The organism is Amnibacterium flavum (assembly GCF_003097495.1).
GTDB classification, from domain to species: domain Bacteria; phylum Actinomycetota; class Actinomycetes; order Actinomycetales; family Microbacteriaceae; genus Naasia; species Naasia flava.
Genome location: NZ_QEOP01000006.1, coordinates 20,635 through 42,777 on the forward strand (window position 1 = coordinate 20,635; position 22,143 = coordinate 42,777).

Annotated in this window: 26 protein-coding genes; 3 read left to right on the top strand and 23 right to left on the bottom strand. The window is 65.3% G+C overall.

The annotated features are described in order from the left end of the window. Positions 1-53: 53 nt before the first annotated feature. The 18 genes from DDQ50_RS16675 to DDQ50_RS16750 all read right to left on the bottom strand — a co-directional run bounded on the left by DDQ50_RS16675 (position 54) and on the right by DDQ50_RS16750 (position 14,230). Entirely contained in the window at positions 54-491 is a 438-nt protein-coding gene (locus tag DDQ50_RS16675; protein ID WP_116757926.1) for a DUF6153 family protein, read from the bottom strand. Between the two features lie 49 nt (positions 492-540). Then, a complete protein-coding gene (locus tag DDQ50_RS16680; protein WP_116757927.1) occupies positions 541-2,754 on the bottom strand; it encodes a heavy metal translocating P-type ATPase in 2,214 nt (737 codons plus the stop codon). A 42-nt stretch (positions 2,755-2,796) separates the two neighbouring features. After that, complete coding sequence (locus DDQ50_RS16685) at positions 2,797-3,051, bottom strand: YHS domain-containing protein (protein WP_116757928.1); 255 nt, start codon at positions 3,049-3,051, stop codon at positions 2,797-2,799. Between the two features lie 24 nt (positions 3,052-3,075). Further along, complete coding sequence (locus DDQ50_RS16690) at positions 3,076-5,355, bottom strand: heavy metal translocating P-type ATPase (RefSeq protein ID WP_116757929.1); 2,280 nt, start codon at positions 5,353-5,355, stop codon at positions 3,076-3,078. Next, the gene (locus DDQ50_RS16695; protein ID WP_116757930.1) at positions 5,352-5,669 is read right to left on the bottom strand and encodes a cation transporter; all 318 of its coding nucleotides are present in this window, start codon (positions 5,667-5,669) and stop codon (positions 5,352-5,354) included. Before DDQ50_RS16695 ends, DDQ50_RS16690 begins: the two co-directional genes overlap by 4 nt. Positions 5,670-5,697: 28 nt before the next feature. Next, positions 5,698-5,979 carry a metal-sensitive transcriptional regulator gene (locus DDQ50_RS16700; protein ID WP_116757931.1) on the bottom strand — a complete coding sequence of 94 codons (282 nt, stop codon included), beginning with the start codon at positions 5,977-5,979 and terminating at the stop codon, positions 5,698-5,700. A gap of 79 nt (positions 5,980-6,058) precedes the next feature. Next, positions 6,059-7,198, bottom strand: coding sequence for a M23 family metallopeptidase (locus DDQ50_RS16705; protein ID WP_165829875.1), 1,140 nt, complete (start codon positions 7,196-7,198; stop codon positions 6,059-6,061). Between the two features lie 92 nt (positions 7,199-7,290). Beyond that, positions 7,291-7,905 (bottom strand): M23 family metallopeptidase, encoded by a 615-nt coding sequence (locus DDQ50_RS16710; RefSeq protein ID WP_116757933.1) that lies wholly within the window; start codon positions 7,903-7,905, stop codon positions 7,291-7,293. Between the two features lie 820 nt (positions 7,906-8,725). Continuing rightward, a complete protein-coding gene (locus DDQ50_RS16715; RefSeq protein WP_116757934.1) occupies positions 8,726-8,986 on the bottom strand; it encodes a type II toxin-antitoxin system RelE family toxin in 261 nt (86 codons plus the stop codon). Next, positions 8,983-9,246 (bottom strand): type II toxin-antitoxin system prevent-host-death family antitoxin, encoded by a 264-nt coding sequence (locus DDQ50_RS16720; protein ID WP_116757935.1) that lies wholly within the window; start codon positions 9,244-9,246, stop codon positions 8,983-8,985. The genes DDQ50_RS16715 and DDQ50_RS16720 overlap by 4 nt, the downstream gene beginning before the upstream one ends. Before the next feature lie 141 nt (positions 9,247-9,387). After that, entirely contained in the window at positions 9,388-9,702 is a 315-nt protein-coding gene (locus DDQ50_RS17095) for a hypothetical protein (RefSeq protein ID WP_133246006.1), read from the bottom strand. Next, the gene (locus tag DDQ50_RS16725) at positions 9,695-9,997 is read right to left on the bottom strand and encodes a hypothetical protein (protein WP_116757936.1); all 303 of its coding nucleotides are present in this window, start codon (positions 9,995-9,997) and stop codon (positions 9,695-9,697) included. Before DDQ50_RS16725 ends, DDQ50_RS17095 begins: the two co-directional genes overlap by 8 nt. Positions 9,998-10,073: 76 nt before the next feature. Continuing rightward, positions 10,074-10,415 carry a hypothetical protein gene (locus DDQ50_RS16730; RefSeq protein WP_116757937.1) on the bottom strand — a complete coding sequence of 114 codons (342 nt, stop codon included), beginning with the start codon at positions 10,413-10,415 and terminating at the stop codon, positions 10,074-10,076. Positions 10,416-10,419: 4 nt separating this feature from the next. Further along, entirely contained in the window at positions 10,420-11,094 is a 675-nt protein-coding gene (locus tag DDQ50_RS16735) for a single-stranded DNA-binding protein (RefSeq protein WP_116757938.1), read from the bottom strand. Beyond that, positions 11,091-11,336, bottom strand: a complete 246-nt coding sequence (gene nrdH / locus DDQ50_RS16740) for a glutaredoxin-like protein NrdH (protein WP_116757939.1) — start codon at positions 11,334-11,336, stop codon at positions 11,091-11,093. The genes DDQ50_RS16735 and nrdH overlap by 4 nt, the downstream gene beginning before the upstream one ends. A gap of 584 nt (positions 11,337-11,920) precedes the next feature. Then, entirely contained in the window at positions 11,921-12,325 is a 405-nt protein-coding gene (locus DDQ50_RS17100) for a hypothetical protein (RefSeq protein WP_133246007.1), read from the bottom strand. Then, positions 12,325-13,101: a ParA family protein gene (locus DDQ50_RS16745; RefSeq protein ID WP_116757940.1), complete on the bottom strand. Its 777-nt coding sequence runs from the start codon at positions 13,099-13,101 to the stop codon at positions 12,325-12,327. Before DDQ50_RS16745 ends, DDQ50_RS17100 begins: the two co-directional genes overlap by 1 nt. A gap of 229 nt (positions 13,102-13,330) precedes the next feature. After that, positions 13,331-14,230 carry an ArdC-like ssDNA-binding domain-containing protein gene (locus tag DDQ50_RS16750; protein WP_116757941.1) on the bottom strand — a complete coding sequence of 300 codons (900 nt, stop codon included), beginning with the start codon at positions 14,228-14,230 and terminating at the stop codon, positions 13,331-13,333. Positions 14,231-14,598: 368 nt separating this feature from the next. Between DDQ50_RS16750 and DDQ50_RS16755 the strand changes: the two genes are divergently transcribed. Genes DDQ50_RS16755 through DDQ50_RS16765 form a run of 3 tightly spaced genes read left to right on the top strand, consistent with a single transcriptional unit; the run spans position 14,599 to position 16,114 of the window. Then, positions 14,599-14,988, top strand: coding sequence for an ArsR/SmtB family transcription factor (locus DDQ50_RS16755; protein ID WP_116757942.1), 390 nt, complete (start codon positions 14,599-14,601; stop codon positions 14,986-14,988). Next, entirely contained in the window at positions 14,985-15,593 is a 609-nt protein-coding gene (locus DDQ50_RS16760; protein WP_116757943.1) for a cadmium resistance transporter, read from the top strand. The genes DDQ50_RS16755 and DDQ50_RS16760 overlap by 4 nt, the downstream gene beginning before the upstream one ends. A gap of 38 nt (positions 15,594-15,631) precedes the next feature. Then, a complete protein-coding gene (locus tag DDQ50_RS16765) occupies positions 15,632-16,114 on the top strand; it encodes a signal peptidase II (RefSeq protein WP_165829876.1) in 483 nt (160 codons plus the stop codon). A gap of 104 nt (positions 16,115-16,218) precedes the next feature. On the opposite strand, the gene DDQ50_RS16770 is transcribed toward DDQ50_RS16765, so the two are convergent. From DDQ50_RS16770 to DDQ50_RS16790, 5 genes are all read right to left on the bottom strand, one after another. Then, positions 16,219-18,072, bottom strand: coding sequence for a type IV secretory system conjugative DNA transfer family protein (locus tag DDQ50_RS16770; protein ID WP_116757945.1), 1,854 nt, complete (start codon positions 18,070-18,072; stop codon positions 16,219-16,221). A 122-nt stretch (positions 18,073-18,194) separates the two neighbouring features. Continuing rightward, positions 18,195-18,686 (bottom strand): hypothetical protein, encoded by a 492-nt coding sequence (locus DDQ50_RS16775; protein WP_133246008.1) that lies wholly within the window; start codon positions 18,684-18,686, stop codon positions 18,195-18,197. A gap of 743 nt (positions 18,687-19,429) precedes the next feature. Then, positions 19,430-20,386 carry a hypothetical protein gene (locus tag DDQ50_RS17105; RefSeq protein WP_133246009.1) on the bottom strand — a complete coding sequence of 319 codons (957 nt, stop codon included), beginning with the start codon at positions 20,384-20,386 and terminating at the stop codon, positions 19,430-19,432. A 307-nt stretch (positions 20,387-20,693) separates the two neighbouring features. Then, positions 20,694-20,957, bottom strand: a complete 264-nt coding sequence (locus tag DDQ50_RS16785; protein ID WP_116757948.1) for a hypothetical protein — start codon at positions 20,955-20,957, stop codon at positions 20,694-20,696. Positions 20,958-21,067: 110 nt separating this feature from the next. Next, positions 21,068-22,141 (bottom strand): hypothetical protein, encoded by a 1,074-nt coding sequence (locus DDQ50_RS16790; protein WP_116757949.1) that lies wholly within the window; start codon positions 22,139-22,141, stop codon positions 21,068-21,070. Positions 22,142-22,143: the final 2 nt, after the last annotated feature.

Sequence of the window (22,143 nt, forward strand, 5' to 3'; positions counted from 1 at the left end):
CTAGAAGCACGGTTGCGAAGGCGTCAACGGGTCGAACCGTTGACTGCTACTGATCAGGTACGGCTGATGGAGAGGACGAGAAGGGACGGCGGTTTGGGAGGGATGAGAACCGCCAGAGCAGGCAGGCCCGCTAACGGGGCGACGCGCCAGGGCGCCGAGGTGTTGCGGAAGCTTCTGACTGCTGCACCCGCGATTAGGGCGCTCCCGACCAGGAGGGCGAGAACGCAGGCCATGGTGAGCATGGAGTGTTCGGGGGCGCAGTCGTTTCCGCAGTCACCGACGTGCTCGTCGCTGCCGGCGGGCATGGTGAGGTGGGCCTCAGCGTGCGCTGTGCCGCCGGCCGGCATCGCCGCGTGTGCAGTGTCGAGGTTGAGGGAGTGCATGGCTAGTAGCCCGAGCAGGAGCGCGACAACGGCGAGAAGCGGGAGAAGGATGGTTCTCGCCGCCGTGGCCTTCGGCCGGAGCGCGGCTCGCGTACTGATCATGCTCATCTGATGCACCTCCTTCCTCGTTGAAGCGTACGTCGGTTCACTGAACGGGTTAGCGTTCCGGGGTCGCCGAGGCGTTAGCTGCAGCCACGCTGGCCTCCGGGGTGAGGTCGAGCCGGCGGAGCAGTTGCGCATTGAGGGCGACGACGATGGTCGACAGGGACATCAGCAGCGCTCCGATCGACATCGGCAACACGAACCCGATGGGTGCGAGCACTCCGGCCGCCAGTGGAACGGAGATCAGGTTGTATCCGGCGGCCCACCACAGGTTCTGCTTCATCTTCCGGTAGCTGGCTTTGGACAGCTGGATCACTGACAGCACTGATCGGGGGTCATCGCTGGCGAGGATCACACCGGCGGAGGCGATCGCGACGTCGGTGCCGGCACCGATAGCGATGCCGACGTTTGCTTGAGCTAGTGCTGGTGCGTCGTTCACTCCGTCTCCGACCATGGCTACGGAACGGCCTTCGTCCTGCAGCTCTTTGACTTTGGCGGCTTTGTCTTCGGGGCGGACGCCGGCGAAGTACCGGTCGATGCGGAGCTCGTGCGCAACCGCAGCCGCTACGGCTTCGGCGTCGCCGGTAATCATGACGACCTGCACACCCAACCGGTGGAGTGCATCGACTGCTTCGCGGGAGACGGGGCGGACCTCGTCAGCTAGCTTCACCGCTCCTGCAACGGCGCCGTCGACGACGACGTGCAGGATGATCGCTCCCTCGGTGCGCCACGGCTCGACCGCTGGCAACTCCTGCAGGTTCTGCTCCTGCAACAGATTGGGTCCCCCTACTTGCACGAGTCGGTCACCGATGAGGGCGCGGACGCCGACGGCCGGGGAGGATGCGAAGTCGGAGGCGCCTTGCAGGGCGAGGCCGCGCTCTTTGGCTGCGGCGACAATTGCTTTGGCTAGCGGATGTTCCGAGTCGGCCTCTGCTGAGGCGGCGAGGGTGAGGAGTTCACTTTCGGTGAAGTCCCCGACCGGTTCCACCGCGGTGACTGCGGGGGTGCCCTTGGTGAGAGTTCCGGTCTTGTCGAACAGGACGGTGTTGACCGTGCGCATGCTCTCCAACGCCAGGCGGTCCTTGATGAGCACCCCGCCGCGGGCGGCGCGCTCGGTCGCGATGGAGACCACGAGCGGGATGGCCAGGCCAAGTGCATGGGGGCAGGCGATGACGAGAACGGTGATGGTGCGCACTACCGCTTCATCGGGGAGACCGAGGAGGGTCCAGATGATCGCGGTGATGACTCCGGCTCCGAGGGCGAACCAGAACAGCCATGCGGCGGCCGTGTCTGCGATGCGCTGCGCCCTCGAGGAGGACGCCTGCGCATCGGTGACCAGCCGTTGGATACCGGCAAGGGCGGTGTCGTCCCCAACAGCTGTGACCTCCAGGCGTATGCCGGAGTCCGTGGCCACGGTGCCGGCGACTACCTGATCGCCGACAGCGCGGCGGACCGGCTTGGATTCGCCGGTGATCATGGCCTCGTCCATGCTCGCCGAGCCGTCCACGATGCGGCCGTCGGCCGGGACGCGGCCGCCAGGACGAACGACCACCCGGTCGCCGACCTGAAGTTCTGACGGGGCGACGGTGACAGTGCTGTCTCCGTCGATTTTCTCTGCCTCATCGGGCAGCAGGGCAGCTAGGGAATCCAACGCTGAGGTCGTCTGCGCGAGAGAGCGCATCTCTATCCAGTGCCCCAGCAGCATGATGACGATCAGGAGCGCCAGCTCCCACCAGAAGTCCAGCTCATGGTCGAGGAGGCCGAGGGTGGCCCCCCACGAGGCGAGGAAGGCGACCGTAATCGCAAGCCCGATCAGGAGCATCATCCCCGGTTTGCGGGTGCGCAGCTCGCTGATCGCTCCGGTGAGGAAGGGCCACCCTCCCCAGAAGTAGAGGACGCTTCCCAGCAGCGGCGAAATCCATCCTGCCCACCCGGCGTCGGGAAGGGTGTAGCCAAGCAGCATGGCAAACATCGGCGAGAACGCAACGACCGGGATGGCCACGACCAGCATGATCCAGAAGAGTCGACGGAACTGGCCAACGTGGTCGCCGTGCCCACCATGGCCCGCGTGGCCCCCCGTAGCACCGTGACCCTGGTGACTCATCTGGCCACTGTGACCGTCGTGCCCTGAGTGCGCGACGGCCCCCGGGGAGTTCTGTTCAGCGCCTTGTAATGTGCCGGCGGCCTCTTCTCGGGTTTCCTGCGCCGCGGAGTGCTCTGAGTGCTTCTCCGCGTGCGTTGCGGGGTGGTTGTGCTCGTGCTGAGACATTGCGTCTCCTTCCGGATTGAAGGTTTATGCCGCCCGTGAGGGTCAGGCCGCTGCGTACTTGTCGGGCTGTGCGTCCCAGAGCGGCCCGCACGCGGCGCAGCAGAACCAGTACCGCTGGCCCTTGTAGTCGCGGAAAAGCCCCTGCGCTTCAGCGCGTTCGACATTGACCAGATTGGTGGGCATCACCGGGCAGGCCACGAGCTGTGCGTCGTCGCTGATCTCCGGCTCGTGATGGTGACCGTGGTGGTGCTGCTCGCCGCCAGCGGCGGTGTCGTGTTCGTGTTCGTGGTGCGACATAGCTTCGGTCCTTCCGAGGTGCGCTTAGACGGTTTCCAGCGTCCGAAGACGTCTGGTGGCCGTGGGATGGTCGCCGAGGTGACTGGTCGATTGGAAGCGGCGTAGCCGAAGGCTGTTGGTGACAACGAAGACGGAGGAGAACGCCATCGCGGCGCCGGCAAGTAGCGGGTTGAGTAGACCGAGCATGGCGACGGGGATCGCTGCGACGTTGTATGCGAAGGCCCAGAAGAGGTTCCCCTTGATGATGCTGAGGGTTTGCCGGGCTAGTCGGATAGCGTCCGCGACTGCGACGAGGTCGCCGCTGACGATGGTGATATCGCTGGCGGCGATCGCTGCGTCTGTTCCGCCTCCCATGGCAAGGCCGAGGTCTGCTGCGGAGAGAGCTGCCGCGTCGTTGACCCCGTCGCCGACCATCGCCACTACTCGTCCCTGGCTTTGCAGTGCGCGGATGGCGTCGAGTTTGTCCTGCGGTGTGACTTCGGCGATGACCTGGTCGATGCCGACGGTCGCGGCGACGGCGTGGGCGGCTCCTTGGTTGTCGCCGGTGAGCAGTACCGGGGTCAGCCCCATCCTCTTGAACAGTGCGATCGCCTCGGCAGAGGTGGTTTTGATGGTGTCAGCGACGGCGACGAGTCCCAACGGTTTGCCGTTCACGGCGACGGCGGTGACGGTAGCACCCTTGCACTCAAGTTCAAGGGCCTCCGCCTGCAACTCCTCCGGAAATGTGATGGCCCACTGTTCGTCGAGCCAGGCGAGTCGACCGGCCGCTATTAACCGCCCATCGACCACTGCTTGCACCCCTCGCCCAGGGTGGGAGGCGAAGTGCTCCAGTGTCGGCATCGGGCCGTTGTAGGCGGCGGTGATAGCCCGCGCGATGGGATGCTCCGAGCCGTGTTCCACGGCTGCGGCCGCTTCGATCAACCTCTCGGCGGTGTGCCCGGGTGCGGGTCGGGTGACGGTGACGGTCATCGCTCCGGTCGTGACGGTGCCGGTCTTGTCCAGCACGATGGTGTCCACCTGGCGGGTCTGCTCGAGCACCTGCGGCCCGCGGATCAGGATCCCGAGTTGGGATCCGCGCCCAGTTCCCACCAGCAAGGCGGTGGGCGTTGCAAGACCCAGCGCGCACGGGCAGGCGATGATCAGGGTGGCGACCGCGGCGGTGAAGGCGAGCTCGGCCGGTGCCCCGGTGGCCAGCCAGCCGATGAACGCCACTATCGCCAACACGATTACGACGGGTACGAAGATTCCCGACACCCGGTCGGCCAGGCGCTGGACCTGCGCCTTACCGGTTTGGGCATCTTCCATCAGTCGGCCGATGCGGGCCAGTTCGGTGTCCGAGCCGACGCGGGCGATCTCGACCACGAGAAGCCCTCCCACGTTGACAGTCGCGCCGACAACGCGATCGCCGATGCTCACTTCGCGGGGAACCGATTCGCCGGTCAGCAGGCTGGTGTCCACCGCTGAGCTGCCCTCGACTACGAGTCCGTCCGACGGGATCTTCTCTCCGGGCCGAACGAGCACGCGGTCGCCGACGATGAGCGAAGCGACCGGGACACGCTGCTCAGTGCCGCTGGCCAGACGGGTGGCGTCCTTCGCGCCGAGTTCGAGAAGTGCTCGCAGTGCGGCAGAGGAGGACTTCTTCGCCCGTGCCTCCGCGTAGCGCCCCGCGAGGATGAACACTGTGACGGCTGCGGCCACTTCCAGGTATATTTCGCCCGCGCCGGCGCCTGGGGTACCCAGCAGAGAGAACGACATGTGCATCCCGGTCGCGCCCGCCATACCGAAGAAAAGGGCGTACAGCGACCAGCCGAATGCGGCGAGTACTCCAACGCTGATGAGCGTGTCCATGGTCGCGGCGCCGTGACGGGCATTGACCGCGGCGGCCCGGTGGAATGGCCAGGCCCCCCATACCGCGACCGGCGCGGCAAGGGTCAGAGCGAGCCATTGCCAGTTCGGGAACTGCAGCGCCGGGATCATTGAGAGGACCGCCACCGGAACGGCCAGGATGGTACTGATGATCAACCGCTGCCGGAGGGTGGCCAGCTCATCGACGGGAGCGGTTTCGCGCTCCCCTGTTTCCGTCTGCGGCGGGGTTGGTAGCGCCGCGGTATAGCCAGCGGCCTCCACTGCGGCGATTAGCGCCTGGGGATCGAGGTCGGTCTCGGCGCGCACTCGTGCCTTCTCGGTGGCATAGTTCACGCTCGCTTCCACCCCAGGAAGCTTGTTCAGCTTGCGTTCGATGCGATTCGCGCAGGACGCGCAGGTCATCCCACCGATGTCGAGCTCGACATCGGTGACGGTCATGATCTGTTACCGACCACGCTGTAGCCGGCCTCCTCGATCGCGGCCCGTATCGCGGCCGGGTCGATGGGGGTGGTGCTGGCCACAGTCACTTTCGAGGCACCTCCGGCATTGAGGTCGACGGTCACGTTTTCGACACCGTTGAGCGCTGTCACCTCTTCGGTCACGCTCATCACACAGTGCGAGCAGGTCATTCCCTCGACAAGGACGTCGGTGCTGATGGTCGACGCTTCGGTCGGGGCCTGAGACGCGGAGGTGTGGTGGCCGCAGTGGCAGCCTGAGTTGGCGTCGGTGAGTCCCAAGTCGTGGTGGCTCATGGTGTGACCTTTCTTGTGGTGTCGATGATTAAGAACGGACCAGGCGGGCAATTGCTGCGCTTGCTTCGCGCACCTTCTCTTCTGCGACGGCTCCGCCTTGCTGGGTGGCCTCGGCGACGCAGTGGCTGAGGTGGTCATCCAGGAGTGCCAGCGCAACGGTTTCCAGCGCCTTCGTGACGGCCGAGACCTGAGTGAGGATGTCGATGCAGTAGACGTCCTTTTCGACCATCCCTTGGATTCCCCGCACCTGGCCCTCTGCTCGGCGTAGCCGCTTGAGCATCTCGTCTTTGTGGTCGACGTACCCGTTCACATGAACTCCTTATACCCATACCCCGCAGGGGTATAAACGTACGTCTAGCGCGCGTATTCCGCAAGAGGAGCCAGTTGGGCTAGAGAGTGACGCCGCGCCCGGACATGAAGGGTTGCGGGTCGATGCGGGCACCGTCGACGCGGGTTTCGAAGTGGAGGTGGCAGCCGCTGGATGCGCCCGTGCTACCGACCAGGGCGACGGGTTGGCCTGCCTCGACACGGTCGCCTCGGTTGACGAGGAGTTCGCTGTTGTGGGCGTATCCGGTCTGGACTCCGCTGCCGTGGTCGATGAGAACCCAGTTACCGTAGGTGCCGAGCCATCCGGCGTAGTCGACGGTGCCTGCCGAGGCGGCATAGACGGTCACGCCGCAGCCGGCGGCTATGTCGGTTCCGTAGTGGAAGGCGCCAACGCCGGCGGCGGGTCGGACAGGGCGGGGTCCGAAGACATCGCTGATCCATCCGGAGACGGGCAGGGACCAGCCTTGGTCATTGAGCTGTCCCCGATCGCTCGGCGAGGGAGCGGCCACCGCTCGTGCTGCCTCTTCGGCTTGTCGCCCCTTCTCATAGTCGGCCTCGGTGGCCTGGCGGTTTTCGTTCAGAACCGCAAGCTGGGCGTCGAGTTGAGCGCGGTTGTTCTGTTGCTCCTGCCGACTCGCCTCGAGAGCTTCGTTCGCGGCGATCGCCTCATCAAGCGCCGCATTGGTCTTCTCAGCCATTTTCTTCAGCTCGTTTTGCGCCACTACCGCTTGGGCGGTCAGCGCTCCGGCCGCTCTCGCTTTGGTCGAGGCCGTTGTCTGGAGGGCGTCCATTTTGCCCGCCAGATCAGTCAACGATCCGAGCCGAGAGAGGAACATATCGGCGTCCCCGGGGTCGAGGATCAGTCCCAGGCTGGGATCTGTACCGCCGGACCGGGTGAGCGATGCCGCGACTCGGCCAGCTTGCTGTTTCGCTCCGCTGGCCTCAGCGGTTGCCTTGTCGGCTTCTGCCTGCAGCCTGCCGGCGTCAAAGGTGGCTTCGTCGAGTGCGCCCTGTGCCTTCTCGTATGCGGCGGCGCGGCGCTCCTGGAGCCGCTGCCCTTCCTCAACCAGCCGGTCGAGGTCTGCGATGAGAGCGGCGATCTGGGCGATCTGCGCTTGTTTGGCGGCTTCGTCCTGTCGAGCCTGTTCCACCTCGCTCCAGCTCGGATACTCAACCGCGGCTGCTTGACTGGTCGGCTGCACAATCGGCGCCATGAGAACCAGGGCGAGGACCGCTCCCCCCGCGATGAGGGCTCGATGGCGTTGATTTCCGCTGCGGGATGAGCCTCCCATCATCATTGCGCGCCGACTCGTTCGGTGAGCCATGCGTAGGGGTCGACCGCGGTGCCTTCGATATGGATCTCGAGATGCAGGTGGGGTCCGGTGCTCTGACCCGTGCTTCCGACGTTGCCCACCTGCTGGCCCACCTCGACTTGCTGGCCGGGCTCGAGCAGCAGAGACCCTTCCGCCATGTGCGCGTACACGCTAGTGATGGTTTGCCCATCGATCACGTGCTCGATAGAGGCATAGACCCCCAAACCACCATCGTCGTAAGAGGAGACATCCCGCACCACTCCGGCGGCTATTGCCTGGATGGGGGTGTTGCGACCGGGGTTCATGTCGATGCCGTCGTGGAAGCTCGAACAGCCGGAGCAGGGCGGAACACGGGGGCCGAAGTCGGTGCTGATAGGCACTCCCATCAGGAACGGCCATTGGATTGGTGACGAGGAGTCGTTGATGAAGGTCGCCGCTGTTTGGGCGTAGGCACCCGGAACCCGCTCCTGAACTTTCTCGACGGTGTATGAATCGCGGATGATGGCCTGCTCCTCGAAAGAGCCAGCGAGGAGCTGCTGCGCCCCGGCAACTGAGACCGTCTGAGGTCCCTCCGTTGACACGGCCGTGTAGGCCATGGCCGGTAGTGCGTAGGTGAGTATCAGTGCGCCGGTGGCTACTAGCACAGCCGGGCCCTTGAGGCGCTTGAGAACTGAGACTGGACGCTGGTTCTGAGCGCCAGGCCGGGATGCGAGCGGCGGGGTACGACGTTTAGTGGCGGCACGAAGGGATCGGCGACTGACCGTCCCCGCTGAGCTCGATGAAAGAGGTGCTACGGATTTCACAGAAGGGGTGCATTTCTCGTGAAGCGCCCGCGACAGAGCAGGCGCAATGAACTGGGGACAAGCAGTCGTCACCGGGAGGCGACAATCAACGCTTGTTCTCAGATACGAGCGATGCAGAGAGTGAGAAGGGAGGGTCCGGCAGGTAGCGGGATGGGGGGCGCTTTCGACGCCAAGAACAGCACTGCGCGATGGATGCGAGAGATGACTGTGGTTGGGCGACGGAGCGCGGCCCGAACGACGAGAACTAGTGCGAGGGCACACCCCAGAGCCGCTAATGCGCAGGCGGCAAGGCAGTCGGCGCAGTCGGCGCTGAGCACGGTTTCGGCGGCGCTTGTCTCAGCCGCGTGACCATGGGCTTCAACGGCGACGCTCGCTTCGGCGCCGTGGTCGTGGTGGCCGCCTGTGGAGTGAACGGCTAGTGCTGCAGCCAGCAAGCCCATTGCTGCCAACCCGACTAGCAGGGTCGCCCATATGGTTCCGAGATGTTCCCGGAACCTGGGGGTTGAGACCGCTTTCATGGGGCCTCGTTCAACGAGTGAGGTTGCCATGCGCGGCAAAGTCTATGACACGGGTGGGCCGCGTGTTGAGGTGGCTCTCGCGAGGGGTGGTTCTGCTATTGGCTGTAGATCTCGCGGCGGTGGGCGGCTCGGACGACGGAAACGGTGAGTTCCGAGTCGAGTACGTCGTAGATGACTCGGTAGTCACCGATCCGGATACGCCATGCGGTCTGCTCGCCGACGAGCTTCTTCGCCCCGTGCGGGCGAGGATCCTCAGCGAGATCTTCTATCGCATCGAGGATTCGGTCGCGGTGCGGTCGGGGAAGCTTCTTCATCTGGCGCGCGGCCGCGGAGTTGAACTGAACCTGGTGGGTCACGAACCGAGGTCGGCACGCAGCTCTGTGAGCGAAACGCGGGAGCCGTCGTCGGCTGCTGTGGCCTCACGGTAGGCGGCGACATCCTGTGCCATTTCGAATTCCTCGAGGGCTTCGAGATCTGCAACGCTGATCACGACGGCGGCGAGCTTCCCATTGCGGGTGACTCCGATTCGTTCCCCCGCGTACATTGCGCGGCCGAGTACATCGGAGAGCTGATCGCGCAGTTCGCGAGTGCTGATGGCACTACTCATCGAATCCATACGTACACTATATCATCTATGTCAATTGTGTACATAGTTGCTGCGGGTGTTCTGCCGATTGGTACGACAGCAAGGTTGCACCCTCGGGCAAGAGGGAGGGTACGGCGTCGCGCGCCGCTTCACGAACTGGGGTTTCCGCGGCTATGCGATCGGCGCCGTTGGGAGAGTAGGCGGCGGCGACAGTCGCTGGGGCGTCCTCTTCGGCGCACTCGTGGCGCGGACGTAGCGATTGTGGACATCTTCGGCTGCGGCGAACAATCGACGGTAGTAGCCGAGATGCCTTCGATCTTCGAGTCGCTCCGCGTAGCTCACGGCCCGATAGCCGACTTCCTCGCCGCGGCGCAGAATCGTGAGAATCGCGTAGGGGTCACCGTTAGGGGTTTTCAGCCACCACTCCCCCGGTTTTGGCTCGAACGCGGTGAGGATGGGGTGCCAGCCGCGCTGCGCGTCAGGCATCGCGGGAAGGTTTACGTTCGACGGCGCCGGCCCATACCCAGACCCGGTGTGTCAAGCCGTTGCGTTCGGTGAACTCGACGAGGCAGGCGCGGTCGGTGTAGGCGATCACGCGGCCCTCGACCTGCACCGACTCTTCGGTGCGGAACGGTATCCAGGCGATGACGGCATTGGGGTCGGCGTCCCGAATCTCGTTTCCGATCTCGGTTGAGCTGAGGGATATCGGCTTTGGTCGGAGGACCGATTCAGCGATGGCGGCATAGGTGATGTCGCTCCCGTATCGCTTGTTGACTCCCACCTGTTCGAATATATGTTCGAATGTCGGCGGGCGCGAGTTGAGGTTTGAACCGCCGCGCCCGACTGGTGGGGCGCTATCAGTCGGAGCGGCCGCCGGAGGCGTCTTCCGAGCTGGCTCGGTTGTTGACGTCGTGTGCGGCTCGGAGGGCTCCGTCGGCTCCGTGGGCGTGGAGCTGCGCGACGACGAGGTGGTCGTGGGCTCCTTCTGGCACGCTGTCCGCGTCGACATTGTCGGTGTGCCAGGCGACGAGCTGCGAGTAGGTGGCGGCGAGGGATCGTTGCGCGGCGGCGAGTTCTGCGAGCACTTTGCCGGTGTCGGTGGGACGCGGAACATCGCGGATCGAGTGCGCGAGGGTGTGCGCGGCCTCTGCGAGCTGCTCGGCTAGTTGAAGCTGCCGGGCTTCCTGATTCGTCGACATGACCTCACACGGGTCGATCTGCGTCGAGGCGCGCGTTGCGGGTAACGGTGACGGTGGCGCGGGAGAGGTCGGCGGCGATCGTGTCGGCGTCGATGCTGCGACCGGACTTCCGGTTGCCTTCTTCTCCCCAGCTGACGGTGTGCTCACGTCCAACGACGACCACCGCGTCTCCCTTGCGCAGGGATGCGAGCACGTTCTGGCCGAGTTCGAACTTCGCTTCAACGAAGTGGGTGGTGGGGGTGTCGTGGCTGTGCCATTTGCCGCCCCGGTACTCCCCAGTGTTCTCGATGACTCGGAGTTTGACGATCTGGATGTTGCCGGCCTGGACGGCTTCGGGGTCGGCGGCGAGGTTCCCGGTGATGGTGCGAGTGGACATGATGGATCTCCTTTGATGAGTGCTGCTGTGTTGCGGGGCGGGGGTTTCTGCTGTGATGCCCCACGATTCGAGCGCCTGCGCCGGGGTCACCGGTGGCGGTGGCTGGAGTTGCTGCCGGAACCGCTCGACGTCGGCGGCGCTGGCCAGAGCTGCGGTCAGGGGCCGGCGGGTGTCGTTGAACGCGGCCGCGTAGTAGCGGTCCGCTTCGTCTTCGAGCCGCTCGATCTCGGCCTGCCGTGACGCGGCGCCATCGAGGAACCCTGCTTGATAGAGCGGGTGATCCTGGGGCCTGTCGATGCTCATTCGGTCGCCTTCAATGCTCGCGCGAGGCGGGCGATCTGGTCGGGGCGGAATCCGGACCAGTGGTCTTGCTCACTCACCACAACGATGGGTGCCTGCATGTAGCCGAGGTCTTGCACGTACTCAAGCGCTGCATCGTTCACGCTGACGTCGACCACGGTGTACTCGATGCCTTCCTTGTCGAGGGCTCGATAAGTAGCGGTGCACTGCACGCACGAGGGCTTGCTATAGACGACCACGCTCATTGCTCTCTCCCTTCACCAACCGTTTTTCTTTGCCTGCCGGCACAAGAGGGAACTACGACGAGCAGAGGGTGAGGGAGCAACGGTCGTGGAATACCGGACCGCGCGAAGCGTCGGGAGGATATGCCGCGAAAGCCGTTGGCCCGGCCCGCAGCCGTCGTATCCTCGACAGCCGGACAGGACAAAGAAGCGTGCAGCGTGCTGGCTCACGCTAGGGCGCGCCGGACTCTCCCTGCTCCAGGTCATAACCCTCTATAGCGCGCCAGAGCGCCGCAGATCTACTGCACTCCTGCTGCGGCGTTCGCCTCGCGAACATGGGGCCGCCCTGACCGTTTCGAGGCGGCTTGTGGATGAATGGCGCGCGGGATGGGCGGCAGGGTCAGAATGCCGGTATGGGTGAGTTGATTCCGTTACGAGGTCCCGATAACTCGGGTGACTTCGCTGGGGACGAGTACTGGATGTCTTTCACGCTCGACAGTGAGGGAGCGCGCCGCTCCCCTATCGATGTCCCTCTGTCGCATGAGCCCGGAATCTCCTCAGTTGGGGGCGCTCTGTTCTCCGCGACGACGGAATCTGTCTAGACGTATTTATTTCTTGGCGAGGCGGTCTCGGAGCGCTTCGTCAATGAGGTCGACGAGTGTCCCGCCGGTGGTGGCGAGGTAGTCATCGACCTGGTCTCGCAGTTCGATGTCGATCTTGGTGGCTAGAGACTCCATGCGTCGCTTGCTTCGGGGGCGCCCGGGTCCTCGCCTGATGGGGGCGGGGCCTTCGCCGGTGGCGGCGGTCTCGGTCGTCTCTTTCGGGGCGGTGACGCGCTGGCGGCTAGGAGCCGCCTCTTGCACTGCAGCTTCCACCGGGGCAGCTTCTACCGGGGTCGCCGCTGGTGTCGGTGGGGCTATGGGTTCGGCTGGAGTGGCTGATTGTTTGGTGAATGCTTCGACCACGTCCATCGTGGGTGCTTTCTTGAGTGTGCGGCGTTCGATCGTTGCCATCAGCGGCCTCCGTTGATTCGGCGTGCGTGTTCGACAAAGCGCTCGGTGAGGATCATTGCCCCTCGTGTTCCGAGCTTCGCGAGGGGGATGCCGGCGCTCTGGGCGTCTTGCATTGCGGTGCGCAGCGGCAGGTAGGGCTCGTGCACTGCGTCGCCGAACGCTTCTTTGAGTTGTTCGATCTGGAATGCGTGTTCTTGGGTCACGGGGCTGCTCACCTTGTTGACGACGATCCCGCCGAAGCGCAGGTCGGGGTTCAGGTAGGGGGCGGCCTGTATTTTCTGCACGGTCTCGAGGAACTCCGAGACGCCGCGTACGGAGTAGGCGGCGGGTTCTGCGACCACGAGTACCTCGTTTGCGGCCATCAGGCCGTTGAGGGTGAGGCGGCCGAGGGCTGGCGGCAGGTCGATGAGGATGTGGTCGAACTGCTCGAGCTCGGTAGCGCCTTGGATGGCCGCGCGCAGCCGCATCTCAGCGGCGACGAGGTTTTCGGTGTCTATTCGGGCGAGATCTCCGGTCCCGGGGACCACGCTCACTCCTGCCCATTCGGTTCCGACGACGGCTTGGCCGAGGCTGCCTGCTTCGCCGGCGTAGAGGACGTCGAAGATGTTGAACTCCCCCGTTGCTCCGAGGGTGTCGGTGATGTCGGCTTGGGGGTCGAGGTCGATGATCAGCACCTTCTTGCTGAGCAGTGTTAGAGCGTTTGCGAGACCGAGGGTGACGGATGTCTTGCCGACGCCGCCTTTGCGGTTGCCGATCGCGGTAACTGAAGGAGCCATAGACCAACTGTGCATGCCGTCAGGGGCTTCTTGGTGTATTGACAGACGTGTGTCTACCTAGCTAGACGCCTAGCAATACCTCTTTCTGTCTATATTTCTATCTAGCTTTATTTAGTGCCGCCGTTCGGATGATGCGCAAGTCAGTGTCCGTTTCTGTTCCGGCGGGCGAGCGCGAGGGGGCTTGCCCCCTCGCGGCCGGACCCTGCCTGGGCGGGTCCGGCCCTCCGAGTTAGGCGGCGCTGGCTTCGACGTCGGCGGTGATCGCGTCCGCGAGGGTGTGCGCGGTTTTCAGAACGCGGGCGGCGGTGCTGCGGATGGTGTCGGCTTCTCCGTGGCTCCATCCGGCGACGTATCCGATGCTGTAGCTGGTGGTGTCGAGTCCGAGGATTCCGGCCACGACATAGGCGACGCTTTCGGCTTCTGTCTCTCTGATGCCTCGGTGTGCGATGTATTCGGCGTGGTCCTCCGCGGCATGCAGGATGACGTGTGCGGCCTCGTGCAGCCCGGTCTTTGCGGCCTGGGCGGGGGAGAGGGCTGCGTCGATAACGACTCGGCGGGTGCCGTCGGTGGTCGTGTAGCCGTTGGCTGATCCCGAGATGTGTTCTCGGGTCACGGTCCAGCCCTGCCCGGTTAGGTAGTCGGTGACTGCTTCGAGGATGCCCGCGGGGTCTTCGCAGTGGAGCTGCTGCGCGAGCTGGGTCGGGTCTCCGGCCTCGGGGTCGGTGGGGTCGGTTTGGGACTGGTCGAACACCGACAGGATGGGGAAGTAACGCACCACGCGCTCACCCGTTCCGAGCACGTCCACGGCCTCGTTCTGATCGTCCTCGTCAGTAACTTTCCGTTCGCGGTAGCCGAAAATCTTGATGGACTTTTCACCCTTGCGCACCTGCCGCCCCAGCTCCAACCACTTGCGGAATCCGGCGACGCGGGTCGCGGTCGGGTTCTGGCTCAGGATCAATAACACGTTGTTAAGGCTGTAGGCGTGGAATGCCTGCGCGAACTGCAGAAACCTTGTCCACTGTTCTGACTGGCGCAGCTGCTCGACCTGCTCACCGATGGATGCTTGCAACGCTTCGGCCTGGTCACGGCGTTCCTCGATGCTCTTCTGAGTGGCGACCTTGCGGACCATGATGACCCTCTCCTTCTCTCATCCCTCCACGTTTTTTTGCCTGGAAGGCACGTAGTGCCGAGCAGGGTCGGAGGTGGGAGCGCAACCCAGAGGGCGGAGGAGGAGAGGTTGTCGGCGCGATGTGAGGGAGCGCAGCGACCGCGTGCCGAGAAGCTCGGTGGAGCCGGCCGCGCAGCGGCTTGCGTGGACGCCGGAGGCCCGTACGCTGCCGAAGGCTTCCAGGCAAAAATGCGCCCAGCTCAGTACCGCGCCGGCCGAAGGTCGGCATCCGCTCATCGCCCTCCCTCGTGGACCATGACGCTCGGGCGCCTCGCTTGCAGATCCCTGTCCGGGTGGATGAGATCGACTAATGTCGATAACATCGGTGAATGCCGATTGATCAAGTCCACGGCGCTTCTGCCGCCGTCTCCCTCTTCCACTCCTTGGCCGACCCGAAGCGTCTCCAGATCGTGCGGCGCCTTCAGCAGGGCGAGGCTCGGGTTAGCGACCTGGTGGCCGAGCTCGGTGTGGCGCAGTCGACAGCTTCTGAGCACATGAGCTGTCTGCGTGAGTGCGGCCTGGTGGTGGGGCGCGCAGAGGGCCGGCAGGTGTTCTACTCCCTAGCCCGTCCGGAACTAATCGATCTTCTCGAGTCCGCCGAGGCGCTGCTGGAGGCAACAGGGTTCCAGGTCGATCTGTGCGGCACGTTCGGAGCGGCAGCTCGCAGCGCACGTGACGGGGCCACGGACGTCCGCTCCGGCGCGGAGGTGGCGCCGTGATCGGCACGATTGCGGCGGCGATCGGGCTGTTCGCTGCGACCAACATCGATGACATCGTGGTGCTGACGGTGCTGTTTCTCGCGTCCACCCGTGGCTCACTGCCTGGATGGAAGGTCGTGGCGGGGCAGTACCTCGGTTTCGCGACTCTCGTCGCAATCAGCGTCGTGGCCGCTGCCGGGCTGACGATCATCCCTGACGAGTGGGTGGGGCTTCTGGGCCTGATCCCGTTGGCAATCGGTCTGTATGGGCTCATCCGCACCCTGCGCCGCAGGGGCGATGACGACGACGACGACGAGAGTTCGATCAGCGCGGTCGGGCTGCTGGGCGTCGCGGGGATCACAATCGCGAACGGCGCAGACAACATCTCCCTCTACACGCCTGTGTTCCGTACCAGCCCGATCGCGGACACGGTGGTGACGATCATCGTGTTCTTCCTCCTCGTCGCGGTGTGGTGCCTGGTCGCCCGCGTCGTCGGCACGAACAAGACCGTGACGGAGCTGCTTGAGAGGGTCGAGCACTGGCTCGTGCCGGCCGTGTTCATCGGTCTGGGTCTGTTCATCCTGATCGAGTCGGGTGTTGTGCCCCGACTCCTCGAGCTGTTGTGATGCCTGCCACACGCAGGCCCGTACTCCGAGTGGCCTTGGTGGCCGCGCTGGTCGCGGCCGCGTTCGGTCTTGATCAGCTCACGAAGAGCTGGGCACTCACGGAGCTGGACGACGGGCGCACGATCGAGCTCGCTCTCGGGGCGCGACTCGAGTTGATCTTCAACCCCGGCGTCGCCTTCGGTATGGGCTCAGAGCTGGGACCTCCCCTGGCAGTCGGACTGATCGTCGTTCTCACGGCCCTCACGGTGTGGACGTTCGTGCGGGCCGTCCGCGGCGCTCCACTGGGTGGTACGGCTCTTCTCGCTCTCGCCGCCGGCGGCGGTATGGGTAACATCTGGGACCGCATCAGCCGAGCCTCGGACACGCCGCTAAGCGGGAAGGTCGTCGACTTCATCGCGGTCGACTGGTTCGCGATCTTCAACGTCGCCGACGTCTTCACCACCGGCGGCATCGCCGGCTGGGCCCTCCTCCAAGTCTTCCGCAGAGCGGACGCTCCTCTAACGCCGAGCCGCGAGAGCTGATCCGAGCGCAGCTGCACGCCCGTTTATCCCGCTGCGGGAGACCAGGCACGTACGGGAGGCGATGAACGCCGCCTGCTCGATGCTCGACGAACTGGGGGAGAGGACTAGCTGGAGCGCTTGAATCGAACCTGATGTGGGTCCACCTCGGCTACGTCGGCGTCGGAGATCTCGTCCCTGGATTGCTGGGGATTATCGCTGGTTGTGCCGGTGGCGGCGGTGCGTGCTGGGTCGACTGAAGCATTTGGGAATGCCCTGAATGAGGCGATAGCGCCGCCCTGGACGATCCAGAAGGAGCCGTCCGCGGCTTCGCGGACGTCCTGGGGCGGGATGACGTAGGTGTGCTGAGCTCTGGCGGAGCGCAGCTCATCACCGGCGGCAGCACCGGAGGCTTCCATCTGCATGACGGTGCCGGCGTACTTCACGACGTCTTCGGGGTCTTTCGACCTCCCGAAGATCAGCGCGGCACCGCTGGAGAGAGCGCGTCGACGCCGCACTTCGTCGTTCGAGAGGCCCGCGGGGCTCTGCGTGGCCAGCACGAGGCCCATGCCGGCGCTGCGGGCTGTCTCGAAGAGACTGCCGGCAGTGTCGCCGGGGTCGCTGGTTCCGGTGACGAGCTGGGGGAACTCGTCAACGATGACGACCATGGGCGACTTGTCTCGCCGCTCAAGGCGGGTCGAGAGGTAGTTGCGCAGATCCATCAGCAGCAGATCCCCGAGACGCGCTTGCGCGTCGTCAACGGGGGAGAGCGGCACGATCGTCACGTCCGCTTTCGGGTGGGCGTAGCTCCACCCGTCGGCGGCGAGGAACTTCTCGAGCGGCCGCAACGCGACCAGGAGCGACTGCAAGGCGCGCTGCCCTGCCGTAGTGCCGTCACGGTCGACCTGGTGGGTGACCATCTGTTGGTCGTACTGGTCCCGCACGTACTGAGCGGGCCGGGTGAGGCGTTCGCGGAGGTCATCGACCCCGCGGATCGGGGAGCTGTCTTGAACGGCTTGCAGCACACCGCGGATCTCATCGAGGTAGTGCTGATTCGCCCCGTCAGGGGCAGGCATCAGCCGCATCAGCTTGGCGGTGACCTGATCGGCGGTGCCGTTGAAGAAGTCCCACCCGCCGCTGATATCGGCGGTGCGCCCGTGCACTTTCGCCAGGGCCGCCAGGGCTTCGGCGTCGGCCGGGTCGCCCTTGGCGTCGATGAAGACGATGGGCCACTTGTAGACCAGCGCGCAGAGGATCAGACCGTTCAGCAGAACGGTCTTACCGGTGCCGGACTCTGCGATCAGCAGAGCACGCACGCTCGACGACGAGCGGGGGAGTACGGCGAGGCGTCCCGCCTCGTCGACCCAATCCCGAACCTGCCGCACGTCGTAGAAACGCTCTGCGATGTTCTTGACGGTGGCGCGGCTGACGAAGCCGAAGGCTTGGGCGCCGCCGGTGGTGGTCATCGGGGAGGTCACGGGCCGTCCGTTGGTGCCGGTGATCCGTCCGGTGCGGGGGTCGAGGTTGACCCCGATCCGCCGGGCGGAAACCATGTCGGCGGCGCGCTTGCGCGCCTGCTCGATCCTGGTCTGGGTAAGCACGTCGGACACGCGACGGTTGCGCACCATCGTCGCCACCCGGCGACGATGGATCGACAGTGCAAGAGGTATGAGCAGACCTCCGGCTGCGAAGTTGGCCAGCAGCCACCAGCCGAACATCGACAGGAGCTCACCGCCCCATACCGAGACTCCGCCGTCGAAGAAGGCGGCGGCCTCGCCGCGGCCGATCCACCCGGCCAGAAGCCACACCTCAACGGTGACGAGGGCGGCGACCGCAAGGGCTCCGAGAGTGTTGTAGAGCCACCGCCACCGGCCGACAAGCCAGAACGAGGTCCGCACGGTAAGGCGGGTGCCCACGATCGCGACGACAGCCCACGGCAGCAGCAACGGCAACAGCACGAGCCCGACGAGGGCACCGAACACGACTTTCAACGCTAGCTCCACAGCGTCCATCAATGGGTCGCTCTGGGACTCCATCTGTCCCTGGTGCTGACTCATCTCGTATCTCGTTTCTCCCGCCTCTTGCGGTCGTGACGCCTCCGGCGTCACTCGCTAGGGCGGGCTCCATCCAGCTCGGCAGCGGTGGGAAGTGACGCCCACGGGGCGTCCTCATCAGCGATCCACCTGCCTCGAACATCGAACGATTCGACCGACTGCAGCCGGTCGCGTATCGTGCGGAAGAGATGCTCGTCAGCGTGCCCGGTCACGGCCCGCGCAGCGTCCGCGGTGCAGAAGTACGACACCCGAGACACCCCCTCGCGCTCCAGCCGCCACGAGTGGTTGTCCATGATCTGCTTGTACCTCGACCGGGTCTTCGGGGTCAGCTCGACCTCAACCAGCTCGACGTGATCACCGCGCACGGCAACACCGTCGACCTGGTGGTCGGTGCGGATGTTCGCCGGCTTCCGGTCGCGCCGCCAGGTGAAACCGCGGGCGAGGTACCGAGCCGAAACCGCAGCCACCGCGACCTCATGTCGCGTGGTCTGCCGGTAGAGGTTGGGAGCGCTCAAACCGATCGCAGCATGGGTCGCCCACACGATCGAACCGTCCCGAAACGTTGGGCGCGCCCGATCAACCAAACCCACCGCAGCGCAGCGCTGGACCCACTGCTGAGCCTTCCGAAGGCTCACCGGGGCCCCTGCACCGGAGAGGCCACCGAGCGCCCAGCGCAGTGAATCCATGTCAGCCATACGCACGACTCGGAGCCACTCGAACATCGCATGGTCGCGCTCTGTGCGCTGCATCTGACCCTCCAAACAACTAGTCAGACTCACACTTTCAGACGATCACAAACCTACCTAATCCGCCAACCTCTTGACCTTCGGTGAACGAACATCGACCGCCTAGCTTCACCACCTTCCCAACTAGTCTTTTGTCTTCTTCTTTTTGTATCTCTCTTTGTACTTACTCTGTCCCTGCCTCCCCCCACCCCTTCACTTCCCAACCTCTGTCACACAACTTGTTGGGTGCCTGAGGTTGGGAAGCGGGCGCAGCCCGGGGGTGGGGGGAGGCAGGGACAGAACGAACCGAAACGGGTCGTTTACCTATTCGCGCTCGGTGAATAGGCGGGCGTACTACCTGCGTCTGCTCTACGTCGTGTGGTGGGCGATGCCGGCTCCGCTGTGCGGCCGGTTCGCGCGCTCCCTCGCGGGATCTCGCTCCACTCTAAGCACCCGCAGCGGGCGTTCGGCAAGCCCGTCTCGGGCGCTGCCGGCCCGGCTGTCGCGGTCGTCCCGCAGCGGATCCGCGAGAGTGCGACCGGCACACGATATTTCTCGTATCACGACGCACCACCAACGGTCCGACGCCGCACCTTGGGGCGACTCGGGAAGTCGCGACGCATCTGCTCGAGAATGCGTTGCACCTCGGCCTGGTCGACCTTGGCCATGCGCTCACGTTCGGCCTCTCGGAGCCGTGCCCACTCAGCGCGCTCGGCTGCGAGCTCCGCCGCGCGAGCGGCGGCCACCTCGACGGCTGTGGTGTCCTCGGGGACGATCGCGTTGCGAATCCGCCACACGAAGTAGGCCAGGGGGTTCCCCTGCCGCAGCGGGTGGGCAGCGTTCACGCCTGCTTGCTTCTCGTGCTCGGTGACCTTCTCGATCAGGCTCGTCGCCGTCCACCGGGCGGGGTCGATTCCGGCCCGGGTAAGTGCCGTGCAGACCCGGCCGATGTGCGCGCCGCGTGCCAGCCACGGCATCCGGGCGACAACGCCGGCGGCGAGCTTCTGTACCCCGACGTCGTGCGGTGCCCGCTCCACTTTCGACCTCTTTTCACTTCCAGAGCCTCGCCGCGAAGCGGCGGACCGTCGCGCGAACGCGCGCTTAGTAGGTATCTCTGAAAGGGGGGTTGAGAGGTTAACTACACCCCTACGGGGTAGATGGACATTCTCCACAGCTCGACGTTTCGGCACCGTGAGCGCACGCACCGATGCCGCCTTGATCTGGCGTCCACCGTGCAACGCCCGGGCCGCCGCGCGCTCCCTCGCGGTCAGGTAACGGCCCTCCACGATCGTCACTGCGAGGCCCATCGCCTCCAGCAGAGCGCGCGCTCTCTGCACCGTCCGCTTGCACATGCCCAGCTCGACCGCGACGCTCTCGTGAGCGGTCGCGACACCTCGCCCGGTGGTCACGTCGGCGGCCAACTGGTCGGCCCGCGCAACGCGCAGCAGAGTATCCGGGGCGACCTTCGCCGCCCGTCGCAGCCCTTCACCCTCGGCGGTGGAGAGTACGTCGAGCACGATGTCGAACCACGCTGCGGCGGAGGTCCAGGCGGGCACGGAGGAGTAGGCGCCAGGAGGGACGGGGAGCGTCCAGGCGCTGCCGCGGGTCCGCGACGCGCCGTGTGAGCGCGTCAATTCTTCTGTTTTTGAGCGCGCTGAGGTTATGATCGGATCAACTTTCGAGCCTCGGTTCGGAGGGGACGACGAAGGCCCGGCTGATCACCGGAACTTCGGATTCCTGCTTCACACCCCGTAGTCGCCAAACTCTTGGGGGTATGAAGCCAATGCTTCTGGGCCGGTCACACGTGACCGGCCCTTTGCTTTGCTATGCGCTGATGGGCAGCTCCTCGGGAATGGTGAGCTCTTCCTGGCGTCGGTAGTACGCCGGCTTTTCAACCAGCGGCATCTCCCCGCGCTCAGCGACGAGATCGCGAACCAACTGCTCGAGGTAGTAGGCCATAGAGACCCCACTGGCCTCGGCTGCTGCCGTGACTTGATCTCGGATCTCCTGCGGTACCCGCCCCTGCAAGAGGACCGTGGCGGTCGCTTTGGTCTTGGAGCGGGTCGCACGACCCTTGATCTGTGCCATACGCCCGATCATCGCGTTTGCATACATAAAGATCAGGCACCGTTGGGGGTGTGTCGCAGACTGCGATGTCCGAAACTTGTCGCCGCCACCAATACCGCTCTGTGAAGTGTCTACTGCACGCGAAGGCCAGCGTCGCCGGCGTAGGCGACGTCGAGGTGGAGGTGGTTGCAGGAGTCCTCGAACTGGGTGAAGTTGGTGGTGGCGATCGTCGTTCCGCGGTCTGCGCGGCAGTCGATCTGACCGACCCGTGAGCCCTTGGGCATGACGGGCTCGAGCATGGTGATGAGGCGCACGGACTGGGTGTCGGCGCCGGTGAGCGCGGTCCCGTTGAGGCGGTAGAAGTCGACCGCCTTACCGCCTCCGTCGACGTTGTGCGACGAGGTCGCACCGGCCCCAAGTAGCTGCCCGGTGCACTTCCGGTTGATGTCGCTGACGCCGACGTCCTCGAAGTTCTGCACGGCGATCACCATGACTTGCAGTACCCGAACGTCGATGCCGCAGTCAGGTACCTGCTTACCCTGGGCGATCCACCGGATCTCTTTGATGTGGTCAGGGACGAGGCCGCGAAGCTGGCCGTTGTCCGCGGCCGTGACGAGCTGCTGGGCGAGGACCTGGGCGTCGGCGCCAACGCTGCATCCGGCGGCGCTGCTGCCGGAGAGTGCCTGCACGACCTCGGCGGCGGGGGCCGCCCACCGGGTGTAGTGGTCGGGGTCGGCGTTGATCTGCACGGCGTGGGCGGCCGCGGTGGGGGTCATGTTCTCCCACCCCTCGACCTTGACGAGGCGGGCGTAGAAGAGCTGCGCGGATTTGGTGGGGTCCATCCGGTCCGCGAGGCTGCCCCAGCTGGTGCGTTGCTGGAACAGGCCGCGACTGTCGGGTCCGGCGGTGTCGCCGTAGTCGAGCGCGCGCAGCCCGGATTCGCCCATTGCCGTCATCACGCCGATGACCTGGGCCTGGGTGGTGAGGCCCATGCCGGCGGCGGCGTTCATGATCGCGGCGGCGTTGGCGAGCTGGTCGCCGGAGTAGCCGGCGACGGCCGGGTGCAGCCCTGCAGCGGCGACGTCGACGCTTCCGCCGGTAGCGCTGCAGCTGGCCTCGGCGGGCGCAGCGGTCGACAGGAGGACCGCGCTACCGGCGAGCAACGCCACGGCTGCAGCGATCCCGACCGCGCTCTTCCAGCCCATAG

Bases quoted from the DNA above. Each gene is read 5' to 3' on its own strand.
- DDQ50_RS16675 (WP_116757926.1), bottom strand. From the start codon at position 491: ATGAGCATGATCAGTACGCGAGCCGCGCTCCGGCCGAAGGCCACGGCG.
- DDQ50_RS16680 (WP_116757927.1), bottom strand. From the start codon at position 2,754: ATGTCTCAGCACGAGCACAACCACCCCGCAACGCACGCGGAGAAGCAC.
- DDQ50_RS16685 (WP_116757928.1), bottom strand. From the start codon at position 3,051: ATGTCGCACCACGAACACGAACACGACACCGCCGCTGGCGGCGAGCAG.
- DDQ50_RS16690 (WP_116757929.1), bottom strand. From the start codon at position 5,355: ATGACCGTCACCGATGTCGAGCTCGACATCGGTGGGATGACCTGCGCG.
- DDQ50_RS16695 (WP_116757930.1), bottom strand. From the start codon at position 5,669: ATGAGCCACCACGACTTGGGACTCACCGACGCCAACTCAGGCTGCCAC.
- DDQ50_RS16710 (WP_116757933.1), bottom strand. From the start codon at position 7,905: ATGGCCTACACGGCCGTGTCAACGGAGGGACCTCAGACGGTCTCAGTT.
- DDQ50_RS16720 (WP_116757935.1), bottom strand. From the start codon at position 9,246: ATGGATTCGATGAGTAGTGCCATCAGCACTCGCGAACTGCGCGATCAG.
- DDQ50_RS17095 (WP_133246006.1), bottom strand. From the start codon at position 9,702: ATGCCTGACGCGCAGCGCGGCTGGCACCCCATCCTCACCGCGTTCGAG.
- DDQ50_RS16730 (WP_116757937.1), bottom strand. From the start codon at position 10,415: ATGTCGACGAATCAGGAAGCCCGGCAGCTTCAACTAGCCGAGCAGCTC.
- DDQ50_RS16735 (WP_116757938.1), bottom strand. From the start codon at position 11,094: ATGAGCATCGACAGGCCCCAGGATCACCCGCTCTATCAAGCAGGGTTC.
- nrdH (WP_116757939.1), bottom strand. From the start codon at position 11,336: ATGAGCGTGGTCGTCTATAGCAAGCCCTCGTGCGTGCAGTGCACCGCT.
- DDQ50_RS17100 (WP_133246007.1), bottom strand. From the start codon at position 12,325: ATGGCAACGATCGAACGCCGCACACTCAAGAAAGCACCCACGATGGAC.
- DDQ50_RS16745 (WP_116757940.1), bottom strand. From the start codon at position 13,101: ATGGCTCCTTCAGTTACCGCGATCGGCAACCGCAAAGGCGGCGTCGGC.
- DDQ50_RS16750 (WP_116757941.1), bottom strand. From the start codon at position 14,230: ATGGTCCGCAAGGTCGCCACTCAGAAGAGCATCGAGGAACGCCGTGAC.
- DDQ50_RS16755 (WP_116757942.1), top strand. From the start codon at position 14,599: ATGCCGATTGATCAAGTCCACGGCGCTTCTGCCGCCGTCTCCCTCTTC.
- DDQ50_RS16785 (WP_116757948.1), bottom strand. From the start codon at position 20,957: ATGGCACAGATCAAGGGTCGTGCGACCCGCTCCAAGACCAAAGCGACC.
- DDQ50_RS16790 (WP_116757949.1), bottom strand. From the start codon at position 22,141: ATGGGCTGGAAGAGCGCGGTCGGGATCGCTGCAGCCGTGGCGTTGCTC.